16 protein-coding genes and 1 pseudogene are annotated in these 22,772 nt (G+C 69.1%); 7 read left to right on the top strand and 10 right to left on the bottom strand.

The window, feature by feature from the left end; genetic code table 11:
* Positions 1-51: 51 nt before the first annotated feature.
* Positions 52-1,647: an amino acid permease gene (locus tag E3O22_RS11865; RefSeq protein WP_134395074.1), complete on the top strand. Its 1,596-nt coding sequence runs from the start codon at positions 52-54 to the stop codon at positions 1,645-1,647.
* A 105-nt stretch (positions 1,648-1,752) separates the two neighbouring features.
* Complete coding sequence (locus E3O22_RS11860) at positions 1,753-2,172, top strand: GreA/GreB family elongation factor (protein WP_134395075.1); 420 nt, start codon at positions 1,753-1,755, stop codon at positions 2,170-2,172.
* Between the two features lie 81 nt (positions 2,173-2,253).
* Here E3O22_RS11860 and E3O22_RS11855 read toward each other — a convergent pair whose 3' ends face one another.
* Entirely contained in the window at positions 2,254-3,570 is a 1,317-nt protein-coding gene (locus tag E3O22_RS11855; protein WP_134395076.1) for an MFS transporter, read from the bottom strand.
* 166 nt (positions 3,571-3,736) lie between these two features.
* On the opposite strand from E3O22_RS11855, the gene E3O22_RS11850 reads away from it, so the two are divergent.
* Positions 3,737-4,609 carry a formyltetrahydrofolate deformylase gene (locus E3O22_RS11850; RefSeq protein WP_134395077.1) on the top strand — a complete coding sequence of 291 codons (873 nt, stop codon included), beginning with the start codon at positions 3,737-3,739 and terminating at the stop codon, positions 4,607-4,609.
* Between the two features lie 19 nt (positions 4,610-4,628).
* A complete protein-coding gene (locus E3O22_RS15950) occupies positions 4,629-4,994 on the top strand; it encodes a YrdB family protein (protein WP_166784651.1) in 366 nt (121 codons plus the stop codon).
* 381 nt (positions 4,995-5,375) lie between these two features.
* On the opposite strand, the pseudogene E3O22_RS16410 reads toward E3O22_RS15950, so the two are convergent.
* The 5 genes and pseudogenes from E3O22_RS16410 to E3O22_RS11825 form a co-directional block, all read right to left on the bottom strand.
* Positions 5,376-6,437: pseudogene (locus E3O22_RS16410) on the bottom strand (DUF222 domain-containing protein); the annotation flags it as partial.
* A gap of 255 nt (positions 6,438-6,692) precedes the next feature.
* Positions 6,693-7,910: an MFS transporter gene (locus E3O22_RS11840; protein WP_241976627.1), complete on the bottom strand. Its 1,218-nt coding sequence runs from the start codon at positions 7,908-7,910 to the stop codon at positions 6,693-6,695.
* Between the two features lie 119 nt (positions 7,911-8,029).
* On the bottom strand, positions 8,030-11,119 hold the full coding sequence (locus E3O22_RS11835; RefSeq protein WP_241976626.1) for a S8 family serine peptidase: 3,090 nt from the start codon (positions 11,117-11,119) through the stop codon (positions 8,030-8,032).
* A 148-nt stretch (positions 11,120-11,267) separates the two neighbouring features.
* On the bottom strand, positions 11,268-13,217 hold the full coding sequence (locus E3O22_RS11830; protein WP_134395079.1) for a heavy metal translocating P-type ATPase: 1,950 nt from the start codon (positions 13,215-13,217) through the stop codon (positions 11,268-11,270).
* Between the two features lie 148 nt (positions 13,218-13,365).
* Positions 13,366-14,580 carry an NADP-dependent isocitrate dehydrogenase gene (locus E3O22_RS11825; protein ID WP_134395080.1) on the bottom strand — a complete coding sequence of 405 codons (1,215 nt, stop codon included), beginning with the start codon at positions 14,578-14,580 and terminating at the stop codon, positions 13,366-13,368.
* A 175-nt stretch (positions 14,581-14,755) separates the two neighbouring features.
* On the opposite strand from E3O22_RS11825, the gene E3O22_RS11820 reads away from it, so the two are divergent.
* The 3 genes from E3O22_RS11820 (at position 14,756) to E3O22_RS11810 (ending at position 16,050) form a co-directional block, all read left to right on the top strand.
* Entirely contained in the window at positions 14,756-15,208 is a 453-nt protein-coding gene (locus E3O22_RS11820; protein WP_134395081.1) for a GNAT family N-acetyltransferase, read from the top strand.
* A 10-nt stretch (positions 15,209-15,218) separates the two neighbouring features.
* The gene (locus tag E3O22_RS11815; protein ID WP_134395082.1) at positions 15,219-15,539 is read left to right on the top strand and encodes an MGMT family protein; all 321 of its coding nucleotides are present in this window, start codon (positions 15,219-15,221) and stop codon (positions 15,537-15,539) included.
* A 64-nt stretch (positions 15,540-15,603) separates the two neighbouring features.
* Entirely contained in the window at positions 15,604-16,050 is a 447-nt protein-coding gene (locus E3O22_RS11810) for a cupin domain-containing protein (protein ID WP_241973361.1), read from the top strand.
* 24 nt (positions 16,051-16,074) lie between these two features.
* Here the strand turns inward: E3O22_RS11810 and E3O22_RS11805 are convergent, their stop codons facing one another.
* The 4 genes from E3O22_RS11805 to E3O22_RS11790 form a co-directional block, all read right to left on the bottom strand.
* Positions 16,075-17,880 (bottom strand): ABC transporter ATP-binding protein, encoded by a 1,806-nt coding sequence (locus E3O22_RS11805; protein ID WP_134395083.1) that lies wholly within the window; start codon positions 17,878-17,880, stop codon positions 16,075-16,077.
* The gene (locus tag E3O22_RS11800; RefSeq protein WP_134395186.1) at positions 17,877-19,598 is read right to left on the bottom strand and encodes an ABC transporter ATP-binding protein; all 1,722 of its coding nucleotides are present in this window, start codon (positions 19,596-19,598) and stop codon (positions 17,877-17,879) included. Before E3O22_RS11800 ends, E3O22_RS11805 begins: the two co-directional genes overlap by 4 nt.
* A gap of 723 nt (positions 19,599-20,321) precedes the next feature.
* Positions 20,322-21,407 carry a Glu/Leu/Phe/Val dehydrogenase family protein gene (locus tag E3O22_RS11795; RefSeq protein ID WP_134395084.1) on the bottom strand — a complete coding sequence of 362 codons (1,086 nt, stop codon included), beginning with the start codon at positions 21,405-21,407 and terminating at the stop codon, positions 20,322-20,324.
* A gap of 119 nt (positions 21,408-21,526) precedes the next feature.
* Complete coding sequence (locus E3O22_RS11790) at positions 21,527-22,723, bottom strand: mechanosensitive ion channel family protein (RefSeq protein ID WP_241973360.1); 1,197 nt, start codon at positions 22,721-22,723, stop codon at positions 21,527-21,529.
* Between the last annotated feature and the right edge of the window lie 49 nt (positions 22,724-22,772).

Raw genomic sequence — 22,772 nt, 5'->3', positions numbered from 1 at the left:
CGTCCGGGGGCCGCTAGGGTTGGCCAAAACCCGTTAATCGTAAAGAGCCCCATGACGCGTGCAAGCCGGGGGACTCAACTCCCCCATAAACCAGACCACCCCGAGTACCACGGTCGGGGCGTGGAGACGCCGTTCGAGCACATCTCGGATGCCCTCATCGTGCACGAGGACGAGGGTCTGCACAAGGGCCTCAAGGCCCGACAGGTGCAAATGATCGCCATCGGCGGGGCCATCGGCACCGGCCTGTTCCTCGGGGCAGGCGGACGCCTGGCCACCGCCGGGCCCTCCCTCGTCTTCGTGTACGCGATCTGCGGTTTCTTTGCGTTCCTGATCCTGCGCGCGCTCGGCGAACTCGTGCTGCACCGCCCCTCGTCGGGCTCGTTCGTCTCCTACGCCCGCGAGTTCTTCGGCGAGAAGACGGCGTTCGTCACCGGTTGGCTGTACTGGCTGAACTGGGTGATGACCGCGATCGTCGACGTCACGGCCGTGGCGCTGTACATGAACTTCTTCGCCAAGTACTGGGCCCCCTTCGGCGACGTGCCGCAGTGGCTGTACGCCTTCGCTGCCCTTGCCGTCGTCCTCTCCCTGAACCTCCTGTCGGTGAGCGTGTTCGGCGAACTCGAATTCTGGTTCGCCCTGATCAAGGTGCTTGCCATCGTGGCCTTCCTGCTGGTCGGCACCTGGATGGTCATCTTCGGCACTCCGATCCCCGGCCAGGAGGCGGGCTTCAGCCTGATCGGGGACAACGGGGGCTGGCTGCCGAACGGGCTGATCGCATCCGTTCTCGTGGTGCAGGGCGTCGTCTTCGCCTACGCCTCGATCGAACTGGTCGGCACGACCGCCGGGGAGACCGAGAACCCGGAGAAGGTGATGCCGAAGGCGATCAACACCGTCATCATCCGCATCGCCGTGTTCTACGTGGGCTCGATCCTGCTCCTGTCGCTGCTGCTGCCGTACACCGCGTACAAGGCCGGCGAAAGCCCGTTCGTCACTTTTTTCGGCACCATCGGTGTCGGCGGCGTCGACGTGATCATGAACCTGGTCGTGCTCACGGCCGCCCTGTCCTCGCTCAACGCGGGCCTGTACTCGACCGGGCGCATCCTGCGGTCGATGGCGCTGGCAGGGTCGGCGCCGCGCTTTGCCGGCAAGGTGAGCCGGACCGGCGTGCCGTTCGGCGGCATCCTGCTCACCGGCGTGGTCACCCTGCTCGGCGTCGGCCTGAACGCCGTCGTGCCCGACAAGGCCTTTGAGATCGTGCTCAACATGGCCGCCATCGGCATCATCAGCGCCTGGGGCATGATCGTGCTCTGCCAGCTGCGCCTGCACGCCTGGTCGAAGCTCGGCATCCTGCAGCGACCGGCGTTCCGGATGTTCGGGGCTCCGTATACGGGGTACGCCAGCCTGGCCTTCCTGGTCGCCGTGCTCGTGCTGATGGCCTTCGACTGGCCGGTCGGCACGCTCACCATCAGCTCACTCGTGATCATCATCCCGCTCCTGATCGTGGGCTGGTACGCCTGCCGCGGCCGTATTCTCGAGATCGCCGCCGCCCGTGAGGGTTTCACCGGCCAGGTGCCGATCCTCCCCAGCCGCCCGCTGTCGGACCAGCTGCTGGGCGCCGATCAGAAAGACGCCGACCACCAGCAGTAGCCGCCACGCCACCGATCTCCGTTTCCCCGTGTCGAGAGGCGGGGCGGCTAGCATGGCCGATTGATCACTGCGCGGCAGATTGTCTCGCGATTTACGGAGAACCCTATGACCACCGAATCGGTGTGGCTGCCACCCCGCTCGCTCGCCCTCCTGATCGAGGAGCTCGCTGTGCTGGGCAGCGACCCCAACCCGAACGCGGCCACAACCGAGCGAATCCGGGAGCTGCGCACGACCCTCCGCCAGGCCGAGGCCTCGGTCAAACCGGACGACGGCCTGGTCGAGCCCGGGATGAGGATCACCGCGATGCTCTCCGGCGACACCCGGGCGACCGTGTTCCTCCTTGGCGAGCGTGAACTCGTCTCCCTCGACCCGGAGGTGAAGGTGGACGTGTACTCCCCGTCCTCACCGATCGGCCAGGCCATCATCGGAACCCACGTCGGCGACACCGTCGCGTACACGACGCCGACCAACGTCAGCATCCAGATCGAGATCCTCGCAGCGGTCCCGTACATCGGCGGCCGGTGAACCGACGCGATTGAGGGGTGCGGATGCTTCCGCGCCCCTCAATCGTGTCGTCTCAGCCGTGTCAGATCGGCACGCCGTCGGTCAGGCCGCCCGGCGGCGCACGACGACGTCGCTGACGATCACCAGCACGAAGGCCAGCGCCAGGATTCCGACGTAGACCAGCGGCACGGCCTGCATCCCGGCCGAGCCGAGCAGCGCGGCGCCGAGGAGGGCGCCACCGCCGATCCCGGCGTTGAACGCGGTCGTGTAGATGGCGCTGGCGGTGTCGCGGATGCGGAGCGAGGCCGTACGCAGCAGCCGCGTCTGCAGCAGCGGCGGCAGCATGCCGAAGGCCAGACCCCAGAGCACGAAGGCGGTGATGGCAACCGGCAGCGTCGCCGCGAAGAGTGCCAGCACGGTCACGCTCAGCGCCGACACGGCGATGCCGATGACGAGCCCGAGCTGCGGCCGGGGGCCGAAGACCGTGCCGGAGAGCACCAGGCCGACCGCGCCGGCAATCCCATAGGCGAACAGGAGCGGGGCGACCGCGCCGGAGTCCACGCCCATCTCGTCGATCAGGAACGGGGCGATGTAGGTGTAGAACGTGTAGTGCCCGACCATGGTCAGGCCGGTGATCACGGAAAGCAGGATCACGGCGCGCATGGTCGGATCGCGACGCGGTTCCGCGATAGCAGTGGCGGCATGAGCGGCGGCGGCCCCCGCGGTGCCGGCCGCGGTCGGATCGCTTGCCGCGGCATCCGTCACGCGAGCACCATAGTGCGACACCGGCGGCAGGAACCGCCAGACGACGACCGCGCCGATCAGCATGAGGGCGGCGAGGGCCAGGAACGACAGCCGCCAGCCGAGCAGGTGCCCGGCGGCGGTGGCAATGGGCACCCCGAACACGAAGGCGAGCGTGCCGCCCGAGACGGTGATGGCCACGGCGCGGCCGATCTGTTCCCGCGGCACGAGGTGCGCGGCGTAGGCGCCGACGACGGCCCAGAACAGGCCGTGGGCCATTCCGCCGATGATGCGCCCGCCCACCATGAAGGCGTAGTTGGGGGCGATGGCAGTGAGCACATTGCTGATCGCCAGCACCACGAGCACGAGCACAATCAGGCCGTGCCGCGGTAGGCGCCGGGTGAGGTGGGCGAGGGAGGTGCTCGTGAGCACCACGGTGAACGCGAACCAGGAAACGAGCAGGCCGACCTGTCCCTCGGTGACCCCGAGTGCCCGGCTCATGTCGGGCAGAAGGCCCGTCGGGAGCATTTCGGAGGTGACGGAGAGGAAGACGGCGGCGGCCAGGGCGAGTAGGCCCACCCAGGGGAAGGGTCGGGCGGCGGCCGTGATGCTCTCCGGCGCGTGCGGCGCGTCCGGCGCGTCCAGCGAGGGCAGGTTGATGGGTGCGGTGAATGACATGGCTCTGTGGCTCACAGACGGGAACAGGGGCAGCGCGGGTGTGCCGCGGGCCGGTCCGGATCGACTGCGCGCCGACGTGCGCGCCCGGGGCCGGCGTGCTGCGCCGACCGCTTTACAGCCTAGCCGACGGGCGGAGTGTGCGGCAGGGGGCCGGTAACCTAGTCCGATGACCTCTTCCCTCGCACCGAACCCGCGCCACCATTGGGTGATCACTCTCGTCTGCGTCGACCAGCCGGGTATCGTGCACGCGGTCAGCGGCGCGATCGTGCGGGCGCGCGGCAACATCACCGAGAGCCAACAGTTCACCAGCGCCGACACCGGCCGGTTCTTCATGCGGCTGCAGGTGGAATCCGCGGCGAGCCAGGCTGATCTCGAAGACGAGCTCGCCCCGGTCGTGCGCAGATACGCCATGGAATCCGTCATCGATGTCGTCGGGCGTCCCAAGCGCACCCTGATCCTGGCCTCGACCGCCGGGAACTGCGTCAACGACATGCTCTTCCGCCAGCGCGGGGGCCAGCTACCCATCGAGGTTCCGCTGGTGCTGAGCAACCACGGCACGCTGCGCGACCTGGTCGGCTTCTACGGGGTGCCGTTCGAGTCGCGTCCGGTGACGGATGCCGCCAGCAAGGCGGCCTTCGAGGCTCGCGTCGTCGAGGCCATCACCGAGCACGACATCGAGCTGGTGGTGCTCGCCCGGTATATGCAGATCCTCTCCCCCGCACTCTGCACGCTGCTGGAAGGCCGCGCCATCAACATCCACCACTCCTTCCTGCCCGGGTTCAAGGGCGCCAACCCCTACAAGCAGGCGCACGCCCGCGGGGTCAAATTGATCGGGGCGACGGCCCACTTCGTCACGGGCGACCTCGACGAGGGTCCGATCATCGAGCAGAACGTCATGCGGGTGGACCACTCGCGCAGCCCGGCCGAGCTCGTCGCCATCGGACAGGACGAGGAGAGCCGCACCCTGACCCAGGCGGTCACCTGGTTCGCCGAGCACCGCGTTCTGCTGGACGGCGCCCGCACCATCATCTTCAGGTAGCCTCCCGCCTCTCGGTAGGATGGGGCGAGTGACCGATACGAGCGCGACGACCAGTACCAGCCCCAACAACATCGTGCGCTTCCTGCTCGAATTGTTCGCGTTCATCAGCCTGGGCATCTGGGGCTTCGCCGCCTGGCCGCTGCCCTGGCCGGGCCTGCTCGTGGGCATCCTTGCCCCTGCCTTCGCCATTGTGCTCTGGGCGCTGTTCCGCTCCCCCAAGGCGGTTTTCCGCCTCGACCCGTTCGGCAAGGCCATCATCGAGATCAGCGTCTTCGGCGCCGCGGCTCTGGCCTGGTGGGACCTCGGCCTGCCGCTGGTCGCGGTGGTCTTCGCCCTGGTGGCCACGGTCAGCGGCGTCATCTCCGGTCGCGCGGAACTGCGCTAGAACCACCGACGCAGCACTGCCGGCGCACTGCCGGCGCACTGCCGGTTCGCCCCGGTGGTTGAGCTTGTCGAAACCAGGGACCAGAGACCTGGAACCACGGGCCGAACCCTCTGCCCACATCTCCGCCCGCTTGCTCGGCAGTGCGATCCGCGTCTGTTCCGGGTCGACCTCCGCCGGTGGCCGGAGCCAATATTGCGTGCCGGTTCGGATGATCGTCCAATGCTGGTTGTGCAGCAGCAGATGGTGCGGGTGGCAGAGGAGTACTCCGTCGGCGAGGTCGGTGTGCCCGTTGTCTCTCAACCATTCGTTGATGTGGTGCGCTTCGCTCCACGCCGGTGGTCTGTCACAGTCGATCCAGAGGCATCCGCCGTCACGAACGGCCATCGCGGCCCGCTGTGCCTCCGTGAAGAGTCGTTCGTCGCGGCCGACGTTGATGATCTGGCCGTCGGCGTCGAACGTGATGCCGCGGGAGCCGGTCTCGCAGAGGAGACGGCCGATGCTCTCCTGGGAGATGGGGACCGGGTTGCCCTCGATCTGCCCGTGCGCGGCCGGTTTGCCCGGGCCGTGCTCGTTGACCTGCTCGGTCTGACCCGACTGATCCACCTGACCCGACTGAGCCGCCTCACCGCTCTCGAGCGCTTTCTCGGTCACGATCACCCGCACCGACGGCCGGCGCCCGCCGAAGACCCGGCCCGGATCGGCCTCGCCGGCGATCTTGAGCAGCTGCACGAGTGAGTCCGCGGCGATCTGCTCGTTGCTGCGCGGGTCGTCCTGCATTTTCTTCGCCCAGACGGCCCGCTCCGTGTCGACGAAGCGCACCCCTCCACGGCGGGGAGCGGTAATGGAGTCGAAGGTGGAGAGCACGACCTCGCCGTCTTCCGGCGAGAAGAGCCCGTTCAGGCGGACATTGCCGTTGTTCAGCCGGTACACACGCAGGTAGCGGTCGTCGTAGGCCTGCTTCTCCCGGGCGGCGATGCCGGCCTCAGCGAGCGTGTCGCGCATCCGTCTCGCGCGTGTGAAGACCTGGTCGGCATTCAGCGACGACGCCTCGACCAGCAAGGCTTCGAGTGCCGCCGCGAGCTTTTCCGCGGTCACCGCGGCGTCGATCTGACCGAGCCCAGCCCGGATCGACTCCGCCGCGTCGACGGAAAGGGTTCCGGCCGTGACGTCCCGGGCGATCGGGGCCTGCCACGGCACCTTCGCGACGAACGCCGCGACCTCGGCGGCATCGGCATCGAGCGCTGAGACCGCCTCCTCGACGAGTTTCTCGGCCGCCTCCGCATCGGCCATCATCGTGCCGACGGCCACCAGCTTGTAGGCGTCACCCTTCGACGACCCGGTCCACTTCTGGATCAGGGCCTCCGGCGAGAGGAACCCCTGCTGAGCGGCCAACCCTGAGTGCCCGAGTTCCGGCCGGGACCGGCGGGCGATGGTCGCCGCCATCCAGGCGGCATAGGTGTCAAGGAGACGGCGGGCCGACGCGATTCGCTTCTGACCGGCCAGCGCTTCGTCATCAGGCAGGCAGCAAGATCGGCGCTCGAGGAGCCCAGCAGGGCCACGGCGTCGGCCGCCTGCCTGAGGTCTTCCGCGAGGTTGGTCATGTTCCAATTTTAGCCCATGACGCACGTATAGTTGAGAGTTCGTCACTTTCTGTGCAAGAATTTTCGAAGTCAACTCTGAGCCAATCCCTCGGCCGGACTATGCCGGGCGGGCCCGCCGCGGCATCCGCAGCGCGTAGGCGGAGGTTACGAAGAACAGCAGGGCGCCGACGCCGAAGGCCACCGGGTAGGAGACGCTGTCGACGAGGAACCCGGCGGCGAGCGGGCCGACGATGGCACCCAGGTCGGAGAACATCGAGAAGACCGACACGGGGCGTCCGCCGCCGGCCCCGGCCGCATCGCCGACGGATGCGGCCGGAGCGGTGCCCATAAACGCCGAGGCCACGCCGTAGAGGCAGAGAAGTGCGGTGAGCACGATGATGTTCGGCGCGAACGGGACCGCGAGGATGGTGAGTCCGGCGACCAGGAATGCCCCGATGATGGCCGGGCGGCGGCCCACGATGTCGACGAACCGCGCGGCCGGGGCGAGTGCCACCGTCTGCGCGACGGCCGCGAAGGCGAAGGCGATGCCGGTCCAGGCGGTCGGACCCCGCAGCACCTCGACGACCAGCACGGGGATCAGCGCGTTGCGCACGCCGAACGAGTTCCAGCCGGTGGAGAAGTTGGCGATGCACGCCGCGCGGAACCGGGTGTCCCGCAGCACCGTTCGGAGCGGGATGCGCTCGGGCACCGGGCCGGCCGCGGCGACGACCCCACCCCGCACCGGGCGCAGCAGCACGAGCCCGAGGATGCCGGCAACGGCGAGCGTCGCGGCGTAGAAGAAGAACGGTGCGGTGAGCGAGATCGTGGCGAGGAGTCCGCCGAGCGCGGGGCCGGCCATCCCGCCGAGCAGGAACCCACCCTGGTAGAACCCGATGGCCCTGGCCCGGAATCCCGGTGCCGTGGAGCCGAGCAGGAGAGTCATGGCCGCCACCGTAAACATGGCCGAACCGACGCCGCCGGCCCCGCGCAGGAGCAGCAGCTGCGGATAGTTCTGGGCCACGCCGACCAGCCCGCTGGAAACGGCGACGATCCCGATGCCGGAGGCCAGGATCACGCGTTCGCCGGCCCAGTCGATCAGGCGCCCGGTGAACGGGCTGGAGACGAAGCGCATCAGCGCGAACGCGGAGACGACGGCGCCGATTTCCAGGTAGCCGACCCCGAAGCTGCGCACGTAGACGGGCAGCACCGGCACGACGACACCGAAGCCCACCATCACGAAGAACGCGATCACGCCGAGCACGTAGACCTCTCGGGACAGCCGCGGCCGGCTCACGCCGGGGGGCTCGCCGCCTCGGCGCATTCGTGCGAATCGCATTACCTCAGGGTAAGCCTTCGGTCGGTGTCCGTCCGCCGCCCGCCCAGAACCGCACCCCTGACGACTTCGACGCCGGACGCGGCGGGCGAGTCCGCCCTCGCCGACGAACCTGGCGGCCGCTAGTTCTCCACCGCCACGACCGTCGAGAAGCCAGTGTCGCCGTAGCGCACCAGCCCGAGGTAATCCGTGCCCGCGGCCAGACCACTCCACGAGGCCGTGTAGGTCGCTTCAACGCCCTGCACTCCCGGGAGAGGGTTCGGGGCAACGGTGAACGCTCCGGCGCCGGCACCCGGAGCGACCGTGAAGGTGGTCAGGTCGTACCGGTCGGTGCCACTGAAGACCGACGCGACAACCTGGTAGTACCCGGCCGTCGGGTTCAGCAGATCGACGTGTTCGTCCGTCGCCGCCGTGGCCGACTGCCAGCCTTCGATCGGCGTGCCGCCCTTGCCGCTCAATCGGTTGACCACCAGGTCAAGGTCGGCGGCGTCGGTCAGTGAATCAAGGTCGAAGCGCTGCACCACCGTTCCCGCCGGAACCTGCACGGTGAAGACGATCTCCGTTCCGGGGAGCCCCGTTCCGGTGTAGGCCTTGCCCGGGCCGCCCTTCTTCTCCTTGAGCAGCACGCCGGCCGCGAGGCCGTCGGTCGCCAGGGGGATGTCGGCGGTCGTGCCGGGCGTCACGCGGATGCCGACGGAGCCGGCCAGACCGGTTCCGTCGGCGGCGATCGGCGACTCGAGGGTGACGGGCTTGACCGCCACCGGGCTGTGCACGACGGTCGCGCCACTGGTCCAGCTGAGCGAGCCGGTCGCGAACGTGTCGACGGGCGCATCCGTTCGGGAGAACGTCGCCCTGTAGGACTGAGTCTCCCCTGCCGCGCCGAAGGTCAGCGTGGACGGCTCGATCGTCACGTCGATGCCGGCGAGTCCGGACACCGAGGCGTCGAAAGTGCCTGCCTGGGTCGACGTCACCGTGCGGGTGATCGTCTCCGGCCGGGTGAGCGAACCGATGCCGATCGAGGCCAGGTTGAGGTTCGACGGGTCGACCGCGGTGACGGCGTCCAGGCCGCCCCCGGTGTAGCCGGCGCCCTTGATATAGGACATCCAGTCGCTCTCCCCGTTCAGGTAGACGAGCCCCGGCGTGAAGAACTTCGTCGGGTCGACGTGGCCGGCGCCCTGCAGGAACGGGTCGGTCACGGCAGCGCCGGAGCCGGCGACCGTGTCGTAGGCGGTGGTCATGAAGGCCGATTTCACCTCGGCCGGGCTCGCGCTCGGCGTCTGGCCCAGGTAGAGGGCAGCAAGGCCCGCCACGTGCGGCGACGACATCGACGTTCCGGACAGGAACTGGTACGTGCCTGCCGCACCCGCGGCGTTGGCACCGCCGGCGAGAATCGCGACCCCGGGCGCCGAGACGTCCGGCTTGATGATGTCACTGCCGTCGGCAAGTACCGGTCCGCGCGAGGAGAACCCGGCGACCTGCGGGGCGGGCGGAGTGGTCCCGAGCGCGTTGCCCGGCGTGAGGGTCACGGTCGCCCCGGCGGTGCCTGCGTAGGCGAAGGCCGTCACGAACGCTTCGGCGTTGAGGTGCACCGTCGGCACCGCGTGCTGGTCGAGGTCGAGCGAGCTGGCCGTCTTGTTCACCAGCACCATGCCGATACCCCCGGCACGCTTCACCTCGACGGACTTGGCGACCCGGTCATAGACGCCGCGCTGACAGAACACGACCGTGCCGGTCACCTTGGCCGGGTCGAGCGAGTTCGGCCCGCAGAGCAAGGGGTCTGTTCCGCGCCGGGCGGCGACGAGGTCACCGCGCACCAGCGCACCGGTCACGCCGACGGCGGGGACCGTGATCGAGCCGCCGCCATAGCCCAGGCCGCTGCCGAGGGTGGCGGTGGCCTCGTAGCTCGGAATGGTGCTGGCCGCCACGGTGGTGATCCACGGCGACGCGTTATCGAGCGTGGAGGCGTCGGGACCGGCGTTACCGGCCGACGCCGCCACGAAGATGCCGGCGGATGCCGCGCCCAGGAAGGCGACGTCGGTGGCGGAAACCGTGGTCTGGGCCGCACCGCCGCCGATCGAGAAGTTGATCACGTCGACACCGTCGGCCGTGGCCTGGTCGATCGCCGAGAGGAGGTCGCTGGTGGCGCATCCGTCGTCGTCCTGGCTGACCGGGTCGGGGCCGGACCAGCAGACTTTGTACGCGGCGATCTTCGCCCCGGGCGCAACGCCCGAGATGGTGCCGAAGTCGATGCCACCGACCGACGCGGCGACGGCGTGGTTGCCGGCTGCGGTGCCGCCGGTGTGTGAGCCGTGGCCGTCGCCGTCGCGCGGCGAAAGGTACTCGCCGACGCCTTCGGCGCCGATCCTGGAGGCGCCGAACCCGTCGACGTAGTACCGGGCACCGACGATTTTGGTGCTGCAGTCGTCCGCGGTGAACTGCACACCCACGATGCAGGCGCCGGTGAAGGTGCCGCCGTCGGACTTGCCGAAGCGGATGCCGCCGTCGGCCGTGCGAAACGGAGCGTCGCCGGAGTCGGTGCCGAGGGGGTCGCCGGCGAAGGAGCCATTCTCCGGGGCGATGCCGGTGTCGATGATACCGACGACGACGCCGGCGCCGGCCGCGTCAACGCCGCCGACCGTGTCCCAGACGCCGCCGGCGCCGGCGGCATCACCGAGCCCGAGGAAGTCGGTCGAGGACTGCGCCGTGACCCGGCGGATCGCGTCCCTTTCGATGGCGAGAACCTCTCGGTTCGCGGAGAGCGCGGCGGCCTGGGCCGCGGTGAGGTCAGCGGCGAATCCGTTGAGTGCGGTCGTGTAGGAGACGCTGACGCTCACCCCGGCGGCCGCGGCGACCTTTCTCTGCTCGGCCGCGAGGTGCGCGGCGTAGGCGGTCGCGTTCTTCGATCTCGCGTCGAGCTGCCGGCCCGGGGCCGGCTTGGTGGCGTCGAAACCGGCGACGCCGCCGGAGTAGGCGGCGACCGCGCTGGCGGCCAGCGTGACGACGTAGCGGCCGGCCTCGAACGCGGTGGCCGGCTTTTCGATGGCCGCCAGCGGAGCCTGCTGCGGTGCGGCGCCGGCTGCGACGGTGCCGCCGACGAGGGCCGCGGTAGCCACCAGCCCGACGGTCAGGGCCACCGCGGTGGCCCGGCGCAGTGCGCGCGGCGGCCGGGGGTCGAGGTCCCAGGGTGAGAAATGCCGATTTCGTGAGTTCACGTGCATCATCCAATCCGTTCAACGACGAAAGGTTGACCCCCAACGGAGGGACATGAACTTGAAGTTAGCTGAATACGACCTCAGACTGTGCAACTTGCACGCGTTGACACCTGAACTGGGGGCATCCAGCACAATAGGGCGACGCGACTCAGCGACTCAGTGCGCCGGCCGCCGCCGGCTCGCGAGCGGCGATCTGGGCCTGCACCGAGGCGTCCCGGCGTCCGCCGATCGCCCGCAACGCGTTCAGGATCGTGGCCAGGTCGACGAATTCCTGCAACAGCGCCCCCGCGGTGGCGGGAATGAAGCCGAACGCGGCCAGGACCATCAGGCCGAGGCTCAGAGCGATGCCGAGCCAGATGCTCTGCAGCGCGATCCGGATGGTGTCCTGGCCGATCGCGACCGCGCGGGCGGCGCGGGTCAGGTCGTCGATCAGGATGACGACGTCGGCCGATTCGCTCGCGGCCGTGGCTCCGCGGGCTCCCATGGCGATACCGACTTCGGCGACGGCCAGCACGGGCGCGTCGTTAACTCCGTCGCCGACCATGATCACCGGGCGGTGGGCAAGGCCACGCACGGCGTTGACCTTGTCGGCGGGCAGGCAGTCCGCCTGCACCTGCCCGATCCCCACCAGCGCCGCGATGTGCTCGGCGGTGGGCCGGGCGTCGCCGGTGAGCATCACCGTATCCCGCAGGCCGAGGGCCCGCAGATCCGCCAGAGTCTGCGGTGCGTTCTCCCGCAGCGTGTCACTGGCGACGATGCTGCCGGCGAAACGACCGTCGACGGCGATGTAGATGGCCAGTTCGCCGCCCTCGAGCGGGGCGGCCACGGCATCCGTCGCCCGTTCCCGGATGAACGACAGCTTGCCCACAGTGACCTCGCGGGCGCCCAGCCGGGCCACGACGCCGTGCGCGGGAACCTCGTTCGCGGTCTCCGACCCGATCAGCTCCAGCCCGCGGGTCCGGGCCGCCGCGATCACGGATGCCGCGAGCACGTGCGACGAGTACTGCTCCGCCGACGCGGCGAGTGCGAGCAACTCGTCCTCGTCGAAGCCGGGCTCGGGAAGCACGCGGGCGATGGTGGGGCTGCCGTGGGTGAGCGTGCCGGTCTTGTCGAAGACCACGGTTTTGGCCCGGGAGAGCATTTCGAGCACCCCACCGCCCTTGACGATGATGCCGTTGCGGGCGGCCCGGCTCATGCCGCCCATGAAGGCGACCGGTGCGGAGATCAGGAGGGGGCAGGGGGTCGCCACCACCAGCACCTCGGCAAACCGGGCCGGGTCGCCGCTGACGATCCAGGCCAGGGCGGCGATCGAGAGCGAGACCGCAGTGAACGGCACGGCGTAGCGGTCCGCCAGGCGCACCACGGGGGCCTTGCTGGCCGATGCCTCCTCGACCAGCGCGATGATCTGCTGGTACTGGCTGTCCGCGGCGGTCGCGGTGGCTCGGATGGTGGCGGCAGCCTGGCCGTTGATCGACCCGCTGAGCACGGCGTCGCCGGCTTCGCGCTCGACCGGGAGGCTCTCCCCGGTGAGCGAGGACTCGTCGAAGGCTGCGCTGACGGAGACCAGAGCGCCGTCGACCGGCACGATCTCGGCGGGGCGAACGAGGAGCAGGTCGCCCGGCCGCACATCGGTGGCCGGCACGTCCTCGACCTCGCCGTTTCCGGTGTCGGTATCGGTATCGGTATCGGTATCGGTATGGGTATCGGTGCCGGTACCGGCGACGAGCCGGTGCGCGATCTGCGGGGCCCGCCGGAGCAGGGCGTCGAGCTCGCGCTTGGCCCGGTTCACGGCGAAGTCTTCGAGGGCCGCGCCTCCGGTGAGCATCAGCACGATGATCAGGGTGGCCACGTATTCGCCCACCAGCACCGTGGAGACAATGGCCGTGATCGCGAGCACGTCGATACCGAGGGTGCCGCGCAGCAGCCGGCGTACCATGCCGATCATTTCGTAACCGGCGACCAGCAGGCCGAATCCGCTGAACAGCCAGCGCACGGCATCCGTCTGACCGCCCAGGGCGAGCACCGCGCCGGTGAGCCCGAGCAGCACGGTCGTGGCGACGAGCGGGTAACGACGAGCGGCGGCGACCAGAGACGACATGGTCATATTCTTGCCTCACTCGCCGGGCTCCGCCAGCAAGGAAAGCCTCCCCTCAAGGGCCGGGATAACCCCGGGAAAACGCCCAAACACGAGCGGCAGCCTCACACCCCCCACCCCCGGGGTAAGACTGCCGCCCTGGCGCTGCGAGTCAGGCCATGCGGGCCTGGAGGTTTTCCGCGATGGCCGCGAGGAACTCCTCGGTCGTCTGGAAGGGCTGCTCCGGGCCCACGAGAAGCGCGAGGTCCTTGGTCATCTTGCCGCTCTCGACGGTCTTGATGACCACGTCTTCGAGCGTGTTGGCGAACTCGGCGAGCGCCGGGTTGCCGTCAAGCTTGGCGCGGTGCGCGAGGCCGCGGGTCCAGGCATAGATCGAGGCGATCGGGTTGGTCGAGGTGGCCTTACCCTGCTGGTGCTGGCGGTAGTGGCGCGTCACGGTGCCGTGCGCGGCCTCCGCCTCGACGACCTTGCCGTCCGGCGTGGAGAGCACGCTGGTCATCAGGCCGAGCGAGCCGAAGCCCTGCGCGACGGTGTCCGACTGCACGTCACCGTCGTAGTTCTTGCAGGCCCAGACGTAACCGCCCTCCCACTTCATGGCAGAGGCGACCATGTCGTCGATCAGGCGGTGCTCGTAGCTGAGGCCGGCCGCGTCGTAGCGGGCCTTGAACTCGGCGTCGAAGATCTCCTGGAAGATGTCCTTGAAGCGGCCGTCATACGCCTTGAGGATCGTGTTCTTCGTCGACAGGTAGACCGGGTACTTGCGCTCGAGGCCGTAGTTCAACGACGCGCGGGCGAAGTCGCGGATGGAGTCGTCGAGGTTGTACATCCCCATCGCCACGCCGCTGCCGGGGGCCTGGAATACCTCGAACTCTTGCGGGGCCGAGCCGTCCTTCGGGGTGAAGGTCATGCTGAGCGTGCCCTCGCCCTCGAAGCGGAAGTTGGTGGCCTTGTACTGGTCGCCGAACGCGTGGCGGCCGATGATGATCGGCTTATTCCAGCCCGGCACGAGGCGCGGGATGTTCGAGATGATGATGGGTTCGCGGAAGATGGTGCCGCCGAGGATGTTGCGGATGGTGCCGTTGGGCGACGCCCACATCTTCTTCAGGCCGAATTCCTCGACGCGCGCCTCGTCGGGCGTGATGGTCGCGCACTTGACGCCGACGCCGTGCTTCTGGATGGCGCGGGCCGAGTCGATCGTGATCTGGTCGTCGGTCTCGTCGCGCTTCTGGATCGACAGGTCGTAATACTCGAGGTCGATGTCGAGGTACGGGTGGATCAAGGTCTCCTTGATCGCGTGCCAGATGATGCGGGTCATCTCGTCCCCGTCGAGCTCGACGACAGTGCCTTCAACCTTGATCTTCGCCAATGGAAATCTCCTCAGAATATCGGGGGGCAAGAATAGCCACATCGATTCTAGTGGGGCGACGTAACTATCTTGACATCGAGACAGTTTCCGGATCTTCCGGATGGGGCGGCTCACACGCCCTGTCGTCCGAAAACCCGACTACCCGACTGGCTCCGGTGCACGTTAGCCTGTTCGCATGGGTGAACTACGACTGGAAGAACTGTCCGCGCGCAACATCGTCGCGGCGAATAGCCTGAGCCTGAAACCGGGCCAGGAGCAGTTCATCGCCCCCGTCTCTTACGCGGTCGCGGCGTCCGTCATCAACCCTGCTACCGCCTGGCAGCGCGTCGTTCTGCTGGACGGCGAGGTTGCCGGCTTCATCCACGGAAACTTCGACCCCGACTCACCGCACGAAGAATTCCGTGCCTGCATCTGGCGCATCAACGTGGACGCGGAGGCCCAGGGCAAGGGTGTCGGCAAGTTCGCCGCAGACGCACTCGCCGCCGAGGCCCGCAAGCGCGGCTTCGACCACATCACCGTGATCTGGGAACCCGGCGAAGAGGGGCCGGAGTCATTCTTCCACCGCCTCGGCTTCAGCGACATCGGGCAAACCGTCTACGGCGAGACCATCGGCGCATTGCAGCTCTGACCCGCAGCCGATGACGGATGCCGGCACCCGGGAACCTGCTTTCGTCACGCACGTTCTCGGAATCGTGGAGTCGATCCCGGCCGGTCGCGTGATGACCTACGGCGACGTCGCGGCCGTGCTCGGCTCCCGTGGAGCCCGCCTGGTCGGGCAGATCATGGCGCGCCACGGCGCCGCCCTGCCCTGGTGGCGTGTGATCCGGGCCGGCGGATACCCGCCGATCGGGCACGAGGAGCGCGCGCTCCCCCATTACACCGCGGAGGGCACCCCGTTGAAGCCCGGGGTAGACGGCTACCGCATCGATTACGCGGAGGCGCGCTGGAGCCCCGCGTAGCGATCGCCGCCCGGGGTTGCCCGCAATGCTTGGTTCGAGGCTGCGCCGGATGTTACCGTTTTTCATGGACAGCGAAAGCACAGCCGCACACACCGCACTCGATCCCGTCGTCACCGACCCAGGCGCCTACCGAGTACTGCTGGAGAATGACCGCGTTCGCGTGCTCGAGTTCCTCGACGCTCCCGGCGATGAGACCAATCCCCACGAGCATCCCGACAGCGTCATGATCACGCTCAGCGCCTATGCCCGGCGCCTGTCGTCGGAGGGCCGCGAAATCGACGTCGAGCTGCCCGCCGGCGAGACCCGCTGGCTGCCGGCCCAGGCGCACGCCGGCGTGAACATCGGCCGCACGCCGACACACGCGATCTTCGTCGAGCTCAAGGAATCGTCCGCGATCCCGCGGGATCCCAGCTACCACCCGCTCGGACCGGTCGCCTCCAACCGCCCCCTGACGGGCACGCCGCTCTCCGACGACTCGAGCGACGAGGAGAAGGCCTGGGGGTTCGCCTAACCGCTCGCGCCGTCGCGTCGCCGATCAGACGAGCGAGTCGCGCCAGGCGGCGTGCAGCCGCGCGAACCGGCCGGTACCGGCGATCAGCTGGCCGGGCGTGCCGTCTTCGACGATGCATCCGTGCTCCATCACGAGCACCCGGTCGGCGATCGCCACGGTCGACAGGCGATGCGCGATGATCACGGCGGTGCGTCCCCCGAGCAGTGTCTGCAGCGCCTGCTGCACGAGGCGTTCACTCGGGATGTCCAGACTCGAGGTGGCCTCGTCGAGGATGAGCACCGCCGGGTCGGCCAGGAACGCCCGAGCGAACGAGATCAGCTGCCGCTGCCCGGCGGAGACACGCCCGCCGCGCTTGTTCACGTCGGTGTCGTACCCGTTCGGCAGACCCTCGATGAAGTCGTGCGCACCGACAGCGCGAGCCGCGGCCACGATCTCGGCGGGCGTCGCATCCGGTTTGCCGATCGAGATGTTGTCGGCGACCGAACCGCTGAACAGGTAGGCCTCCTGGGTGACCATGACGATCGCTCGGCGCAGGTCCTTGGGGTGCAGGTCGCGCAGGTCGACGCCGTCGAGGGTCACCCGGCCCTCCGACGGGTCGTAGAAACGCGCCATCAGCTTGGCCAGGGTGGACTTGCCTGCCCCGGTCGACCCCACCAGGGCGATGGTCTGCCCGGCCGGGATCGTCAGGTCGAACTGCGGCAGGATGACCCGGTCGCTCTGGTATTCGAATTGCACATTCTTGAACGAGACCGCACCCTGTGCCGCCCAGAGGTCGACCGGCGTCACCGGGTCCGGCACTCCGGGATGCTCCTCGAGCACCCCGGAGATCTTCTCCAGCGCCGCGGCGGCCGACTGGTAGGAGTTGTAGAACATCGCCATCTCCTCCATCGGGTCGAAGAACCGGCGGGTGTAGAGCAGGGCCGCGAGCAGCGCGCCGATGGCAAGCTGGCCGTCGACGACGCGGAACCCGCCGACCAGGAGAACGACCGCGACGGCCACGTTCCCGATCAACACGAGACCCGGATCGAAGATGCCGAACAGCTGGATGACCCGCTCATTCACCGTGCGGTAGTCCTCGACCAGTTCGCCGAACACCTTCTCGTTGCGTTTCTCCGCCCGGAAGGCTTTGACCGCACGGATGCCGGTCATGGTCTCCACGAACTGCACGATCAGGCTCGCCGACGCCGTTCTCGACCGGCGGAAGAGCGTTTGCGAGCGCACCTGGAACCAGCGGGTGAGCAGCGCCAACGGCACGATCGACGCGAGCAGGACGAGCCCGCTCGTCCCGTCGAGCAGGAACAGGGCGATCGCGGTGAACACCATGTACAGCAGCCCCTGCACGAGCTGGTTGATGCCCGAGTCCAGCAGTTCCCGGATGGCGTCGAGGTCGCTGGTCTGCCGGGAGATGATGCGCCCCGAGGTGTACGACTCGTGGAATTCGAGACTCAGCCGCTGCGTGTGCAGGAAGACCCTCTTGCGCAGGTCGATCAGCACGGCCTGGCTGATCCGCGCCGACATGATCGTGTACCAGGCGATCAGGATGGCCCCGACCACGCCCGTGGCGAGGTAGACCACCCCCGTGGCGGCCAGCGGCACCCAGTCCTGCTCCATCAGCGCGGGCAGACCGCGGTCGATCCCGAACGCGATCAGGGCCGGGCCGGCCACCTGCGCGGCCGTGGACACGACCACGATCAGCATTGCCGCGAGGACCGAAAAGCGCACCGGGTTTAGCAGCGACCCGAGCAGGCGCAGCGACCGGCCCCGGATCTGCTTGCTCTCCGCCGCGGTGAAGTTGCTGCGGTCTTCGCCCTCGACACCGGTGACGCTCATCGCGTCGCCTCCTCTCGTGCGGACTCTCGTCGTTCCTCGTCTTCCAGGCTCGAGATGACGAACTTGTAGTGTTCGCTCTCGCGGAGTAGATCGGAGTGCCGTCCGATCGCGGTGACACGCCCGTTCTGGAGCAGCGCCACCCGGTCGGCGAGCATCACGGTGGACGGCCGGTGCGCCACGATCAGCGCCGTGGTCGCGGAGAGCACCTCGCGCAGCGCGGCTTCGACAAGGGACTCGGTGTTCACGTCGAGCGCTGACAACGGGTCGTCGAGCACGAGCACGGCGGGTTTCGCCGCCACCGCCCGCGCGAGCGCGATCCGCTGCCGCTGGCCGCCGGAGAGGCTCATCCCTTCCTCTCCGACGAGCGTGTCCACGCCCTCCGGGAGGTCGTGGGCGAAGCCGGCCTGGGCGACCATGAGCGCCTCCTCGAGTGCGGCATCCGCTTCGGGCGAGCGCTCGGCCCACTCCGGGCGGCCGAGCAGCACGTTGTCGCGCACGGATGCCGAGAACAGCGTCGCATCCTCGAACGCCATCGACAGGTGGCGACGCAGTTCCTCGCGGCCGAGGGACCGCACGTCAACCCCGTCGAGGGTCACCGCCCCCTCCGTCACGTCGTAGAGGCGGGTGGTGAGCGCCGTCAGGGTGGACTTGCCGGAGCCGGTCAGACCGACGAGCGCCATGGTCTCCCCCGGTTCGAGCACCAGGTCCACGCCGTCGAGCAGGTCCGGGAAGCGGCTCGGCGAGTCGGGGTAGCGGAAGTGCACGTTCTCGAACGCGAGGCGTCCGCGGGGCCGGTCGACGGTGACGGGATGCTCGGGGTCCGTGATCGCGTTCGGCGCGTCGAGCACGTCGAAGAACCGGTCGGTCGCGGTGCGGGCATCGAAGGTCATCGACAGCAGGAACCCGACCGACTCGATCGGCCAGCGCAGCACGGTGGCCGTGGCGAAGAAGGCCACGAGCCCACCCACGCTGAACTCGCCCTGGCCGGCCAGCCAGACACCGGCGACGAGGCAGAGGGCGAAGGCCACATCCGGGATCATCAGCAGCCACAGCCAGATGCCGGCGATGGCGCGCGCCTTCTCGATCTCGGTGCCGCGCAGGCTCTCGGCCTGGTCGGAGAAATTCTTCAACGCGAACTTGCCGCGCCCGAAGGCCTTCAGCACCCGAATGCCGTGCACCGACTCCTCGACGGCCGTCGCGAGGTCGCCGGCCTGGTCCTGGCTGCGCCGCGCAACGACGGAGTATTTCTCCTCGAACAGGTAGCCGACGATCCACAGCGGCATGGAGCAGACGAGGAAGATGAGGCCGAGGATCCAGTTCATCGACACCAGGATGGCGGCGCCGATCACAACGGTGACGACGTTCACGATGAGCAGCACGAGGCCGAACGAGATCCACCGGCGGATGAGGTTGAGGTCGCTGACGGCGCGGGAGAGCAGTTGGCCGCTCGGCCACTTGTCATGGAATGTGACCGGGAGGTCCTGCAGCCGGGCGTAGAGCGCGTTGCGCATCCGCGCCTCGATGTGGGTGCCGGGGCCGAGAACGAACCAGCGGCGCAGTGCGATCAGCACCGCCTCGATCACACCGAGGGCGAGTACCACGATGACGGCCGGCCAGATCTGGGCGGCGTCCTGCTGGGTCAGGGCACCGTCGACGAGGTGCTGCAGCACCTGCGGGATGGCGAGCGCCACGAGCGCCGCCAGTAGGGCGGCGAGCATGCCGAGAGCAAGGCGCGGCAGGGCCGGCCGGGCGAAGGGGTAGAGGCGCAGCAGCACCTGGAGGGTGTTCCTCCGGGGCAGGGCAACAGGATCGGTTCCCGCTGCGGGGTCGGGGTCGGGCGGATGGCTGTGGTCGGTGAGCGTGGTCACGAGTGAGTCCTGAACGAGTCTGGTTCCGGTGAACGGCGGCGCGCGGCGCCGGGAAGCCGACGACAAGCACGTCGGTCGGCGGGGGTGGAAGCCGTAGCTTCCGGGGGCAGCATGGCTGCCGGCCTGCGGGCGGAGCCGGTCGCTGGGTGTCAGCGGCCCGGCGTCAGACCCGAGGCGGGGCGGGAGATCGCGGGAGGCGGCCGGCTAAGCGGCGCGCGGGAACGAGGTGGCTGCGCCAAAGCGCGCGCCGTCGTTCGCAGACGTTGCGATCGTGTACGGTGCTGTCTTGGTCATGTCGGCCTCCTGAGCGCGTGGTATCTAAGCTGTGCCCCCCTGATCAGGCAGCCTTTCAGACTACGGTTCCGGGGCCTCGGGCGCAAGCGCCGAATCTGGGGATTCAGCGCACCCGGACGCCCAGGCAGGTGACGCAGCCCTCGAGCTTCTCGACGTCGGAAATGGGTGGCCCGGATTCGGCGCGCCGGTCATGCGCCGCTCCGCGCGTGGCGTGCCGTGCGCGGAGCGGCGCAGCACGCGCGCAACGCGCGCAAAGCGACCGGGGAGCTGCCCGGGCGGCTACCGCGGGCGGCCGGAGTCCAGCCGCGCGGCAGCGAGGCGCTCGGCGGCGGCGAGCGTTGTGATGCCTTGCTCGCGGGCATCCGTGAAGATCTGCGCGACGACATCGCCGATCGCGGCGACCCGCTCGGCCACGACGGCCCGTTCGGCGTTCGGCTCCGAGGCCAGGGCCAGATAGATGACGCCGCCGGCGTTCACGACGAAGTCGGGTGCCCAGAGGATGCCCCGCGCGTCCAGCTGAGCGGCACCCTCCGGCTGGGCGAGCTGATTGTTGGCGGCCCCGACGACCCCGAGCACGTTCAGTTCACCGATCACCCGGGCGGTGAGCACCCCGCCGAGCCCGCAGGGCACGAACAGGTCGGCCGGCACATGGTGCACCTCGTCGACGGGGACCCAGGTCGCGCCGAGGTCGGCGGCGAACTGCTGCTTGCCGAGGTTGACGTCGCTGACCGTAAGGCGAGCCCCGGCGGCGGCGAGCTCGCCGGCAAGGCGGCCGCCAACCTGGCCGAGGCCGGAGATGACGATGTGCCGGCCGGACACCTCGCGGCTGCCGAACAGGGCGTCCAGAGTGGCAAGCACGCTGGCGTAGACGCCGGCCGCGGTCGCGTCGGCCGGTTCGCCCACGCCGCCGCTGGCGGCCGGGAGACCGCAGACGTGGTCGGTGCGTTCCTTCACGATGGCCATCGACTCGGCGTTCGTGCCGACGTCCTCGGCCGTCATGTACGCGCCGTCCAGACTCTCGATGGCGTCGCCGAGGTCGAGCATGACGTCACGCCGCTCCGCCTCGCTCAACTCGGTGCCGAGCGGCACGTGGATCACAGACTTGCCGCCGCCCAGGTTCAGCCCGGCGGCCGCGTTCTTCAGCGTCATGGCCGCGGACAGGCGCAGCGCGTCGGCGACGGCATCCGTCCAGTTCTCGTACTGCCACAGGCGGGCGCCGCCGAGGGCCTGGCCGAGCCGAGTGGAGTGCACGGCCACGGTGATCACGAGGCCCGAACGGATGCCGGTGGTGATCAACACGCGCTCGTGCGTGAATGCGAGGCCGATCAGGGCGTCCAGCGAGGTGGTGGGGTGAGTGAGCGTCATGGGGTGGTTCTCCTCGCTGGTCGGCCTTGTGGGCTGGCTGTGCCGCCGCGATCGTGACGCGTCGACTGCATCAGAATAGCCGCGCGACTCCCTGACTGCGCGTTGTGGCCGGCGGCGCGTCAACGCTTCTCGGCCGGACCCTCCTGCACGGGGATGGTCGCGGTGAACTCGGCTGCCCGCGCCTTGGCGTTCTCGTCGCCGGAAAACAGCCCGACGGGCGCGGTGACGGGGTGGGCCGGCTGCGCGGCGCGCGCGGGAACCTCCGCACGCGGGGGCTCCCGCCGCAGTTCCATCCGTCCCACCGGCAGTGCCTCGGGGTTGTGCGTGTTGAGCCAGTCGATCAGGTTCTCGCGCACGAGGCAGCGGAGGTCGAACAGGGTGGGAGCGTCGGCGGCGGAGACCAGCACGCGCACACGCACGAAGCCGCCCACGGCATCCGTCACCTGGAGCACGACCACGCGGCCGTCCCAGAGCTCGGTCTGCGCGACGATGCGGTCGAGTTCCACGCGCATGCCGGCTGGGTCGACACGCCAGTCGAGGTCGAACTCGACCGCGCCGAGCAACTCGCTGTTGTGCCGGGTCCAGTTCTGGAACGGGTTGGTGGTGAAGTAGGTCGACGGCAGCACCATGCGGCGGTCGTCCCAGATGTGCACGACCACGTAGGTGAGGGTGATCTCCTCGATCTTGCCCCACTCGGTCTCGACGATCACCACGTCGTCGACCCGCAGGGCGTTGTTGAATGCCAGCTGGATGCCGGCGAACACGTTCGCGAGGGTGGATTGTGCGGCCAGGCCGGCCACGACGCTGAGCAGACCGGCTGAGGCGAACAGGCTCGCGCCCAGGGTCGCGGCGCCGGGGATGCTGAGCAGCACGGCCCCGATCGCGCAGATGACGATCACGACGACGCCGATGCGCCGCAGCATCCGCAGCTGGGTACGCACCCTTCTCGCGACGCGGTTGTCGCGCACGTCGATGCGGTAGCGGGCGGCCGCCACCTCCTCGAAGAAGTAGAGCAGCGCGCAGACCAGCCAGGTGGACGCGGCGATGAAGAGGGCCCGGAAGAAGAAGTCGACCAGTCGTTCGATCTCCTCGGAGGTCTGCAGGAACAGCGTGTGAACGGTCCAGATCGCGCCCACCAGCAGCGTCAACCGGAACGACACCCTGACCAGGCCGACCAGCGTGCGCGCCCAGGCTTCCTTGCGGCCCACCACCCGGAAGACCAGGGCGAGGATCGCTGTGAGCGCCACCGCGGCCACGACCGCGACCGCCAGGGCGACGAGGTAGTCGGTCTGGATGAATCCCTCGAGGTCTGGCACGGCGTTCCTTCCTGCCGGGGCGGGTCCGGCGAAGCCACGGTTCCTTCAA

Source organism: Cryobacterium sp. TMT2-18-2 (assembly GCF_004402245.1).
Taxonomy (GTDB): domain Bacteria; phylum Actinomycetota; class Actinomycetes; order Actinomycetales; family Microbacteriaceae; genus Cryobacterium; species Cryobacterium sandaracinum.
The sequence above is the reverse complement of the archived record's forward strand: the minus strand, read 5'-3'. Positions and strand labels throughout refer to the sequence as shown.

Bases quoted from the DNA above. Each gene is read 5' to 3' on its own strand.
- E3O22_RS15950 (WP_166784651.1), top strand. From the start codon at position 4,629: ATGGGGCGAGTGACCGATACGAGCGCGACGACCAGTACCAGCCCCAAC.
- E3O22_RS11795 (WP_134395084.1), bottom strand. From the start codon at position 21,407: ATGACGCTCACTCACCCCACCACCTCGCTGGACGCCCTGATCGGCCTC.
- E3O22_RS11800 (WP_134395186.1), bottom strand. From the start codon at position 19,598: ATGCTCGCCGCCCTACTGGCGGCGCTCGTGGCGCTCGCCATCCCGCAG.
- E3O22_RS11805 (WP_134395083.1), bottom strand. From the start codon at position 17,880: ATGAGCGTCACCGGTGTCGAGGGCGAAGACCGCAGCAACTTCACCGCG.
- E3O22_RS11820 (WP_134395081.1), top strand. From the start codon at position 14,756: ATGGGTGAACTACGACTGGAAGAACTGTCCGCGCGCAACATCGTCGCG.
- E3O22_RS11865 (WP_134395074.1), top strand. From the start codon at position 52: ATGACGCGTGCAAGCCGGGGGACTCAACTCCCCCATAAACCAGACCAC.
- E3O22_RS11810 (WP_241973361.1), top strand. From the start codon at position 15,604: ATGGACAGCGAAAGCACAGCCGCACACACCGCACTCGATCCCGTCGTC.
- E3O22_RS11855 (WP_134395076.1), bottom strand. From the start codon at position 3,570: ATGTCATTCACCGCACCCATCAACCTGCCCTCGCTGGACGCGCCGGAC.
- E3O22_RS11850 (WP_134395077.1), top strand. From the start codon at position 3,737: ATGACCTCTTCCCTCGCACCGAACCCGCGCCACCATTGGGTGATCACT.
- E3O22_RS11830 (WP_134395079.1), bottom strand. From the start codon at position 13,217: ATGTCGTCTCTGGTCGCCGCCGCTCGTCGTTACCCGCTCGTCGCCACG.
- E3O22_RS11815 (WP_134395082.1), top strand. From the start codon at position 15,219: ATGACGGATGCCGGCACCCGGGAACCTGCTTTCGTCACGCACGTTCTC.
- E3O22_RS11860 (WP_134395075.1), top strand. From the start codon at position 1,753: ATGACCACCGAATCGGTGTGGCTGCCACCCCGCTCGCTCGCCCTCCTG.
- E3O22_RS11840 (WP_241976627.1), bottom strand. From the start codon at position 7,910: ATGCGATTCGCACGAATGCGCCGAGGCGGCGAGCCCCCCGGCGTGAGC.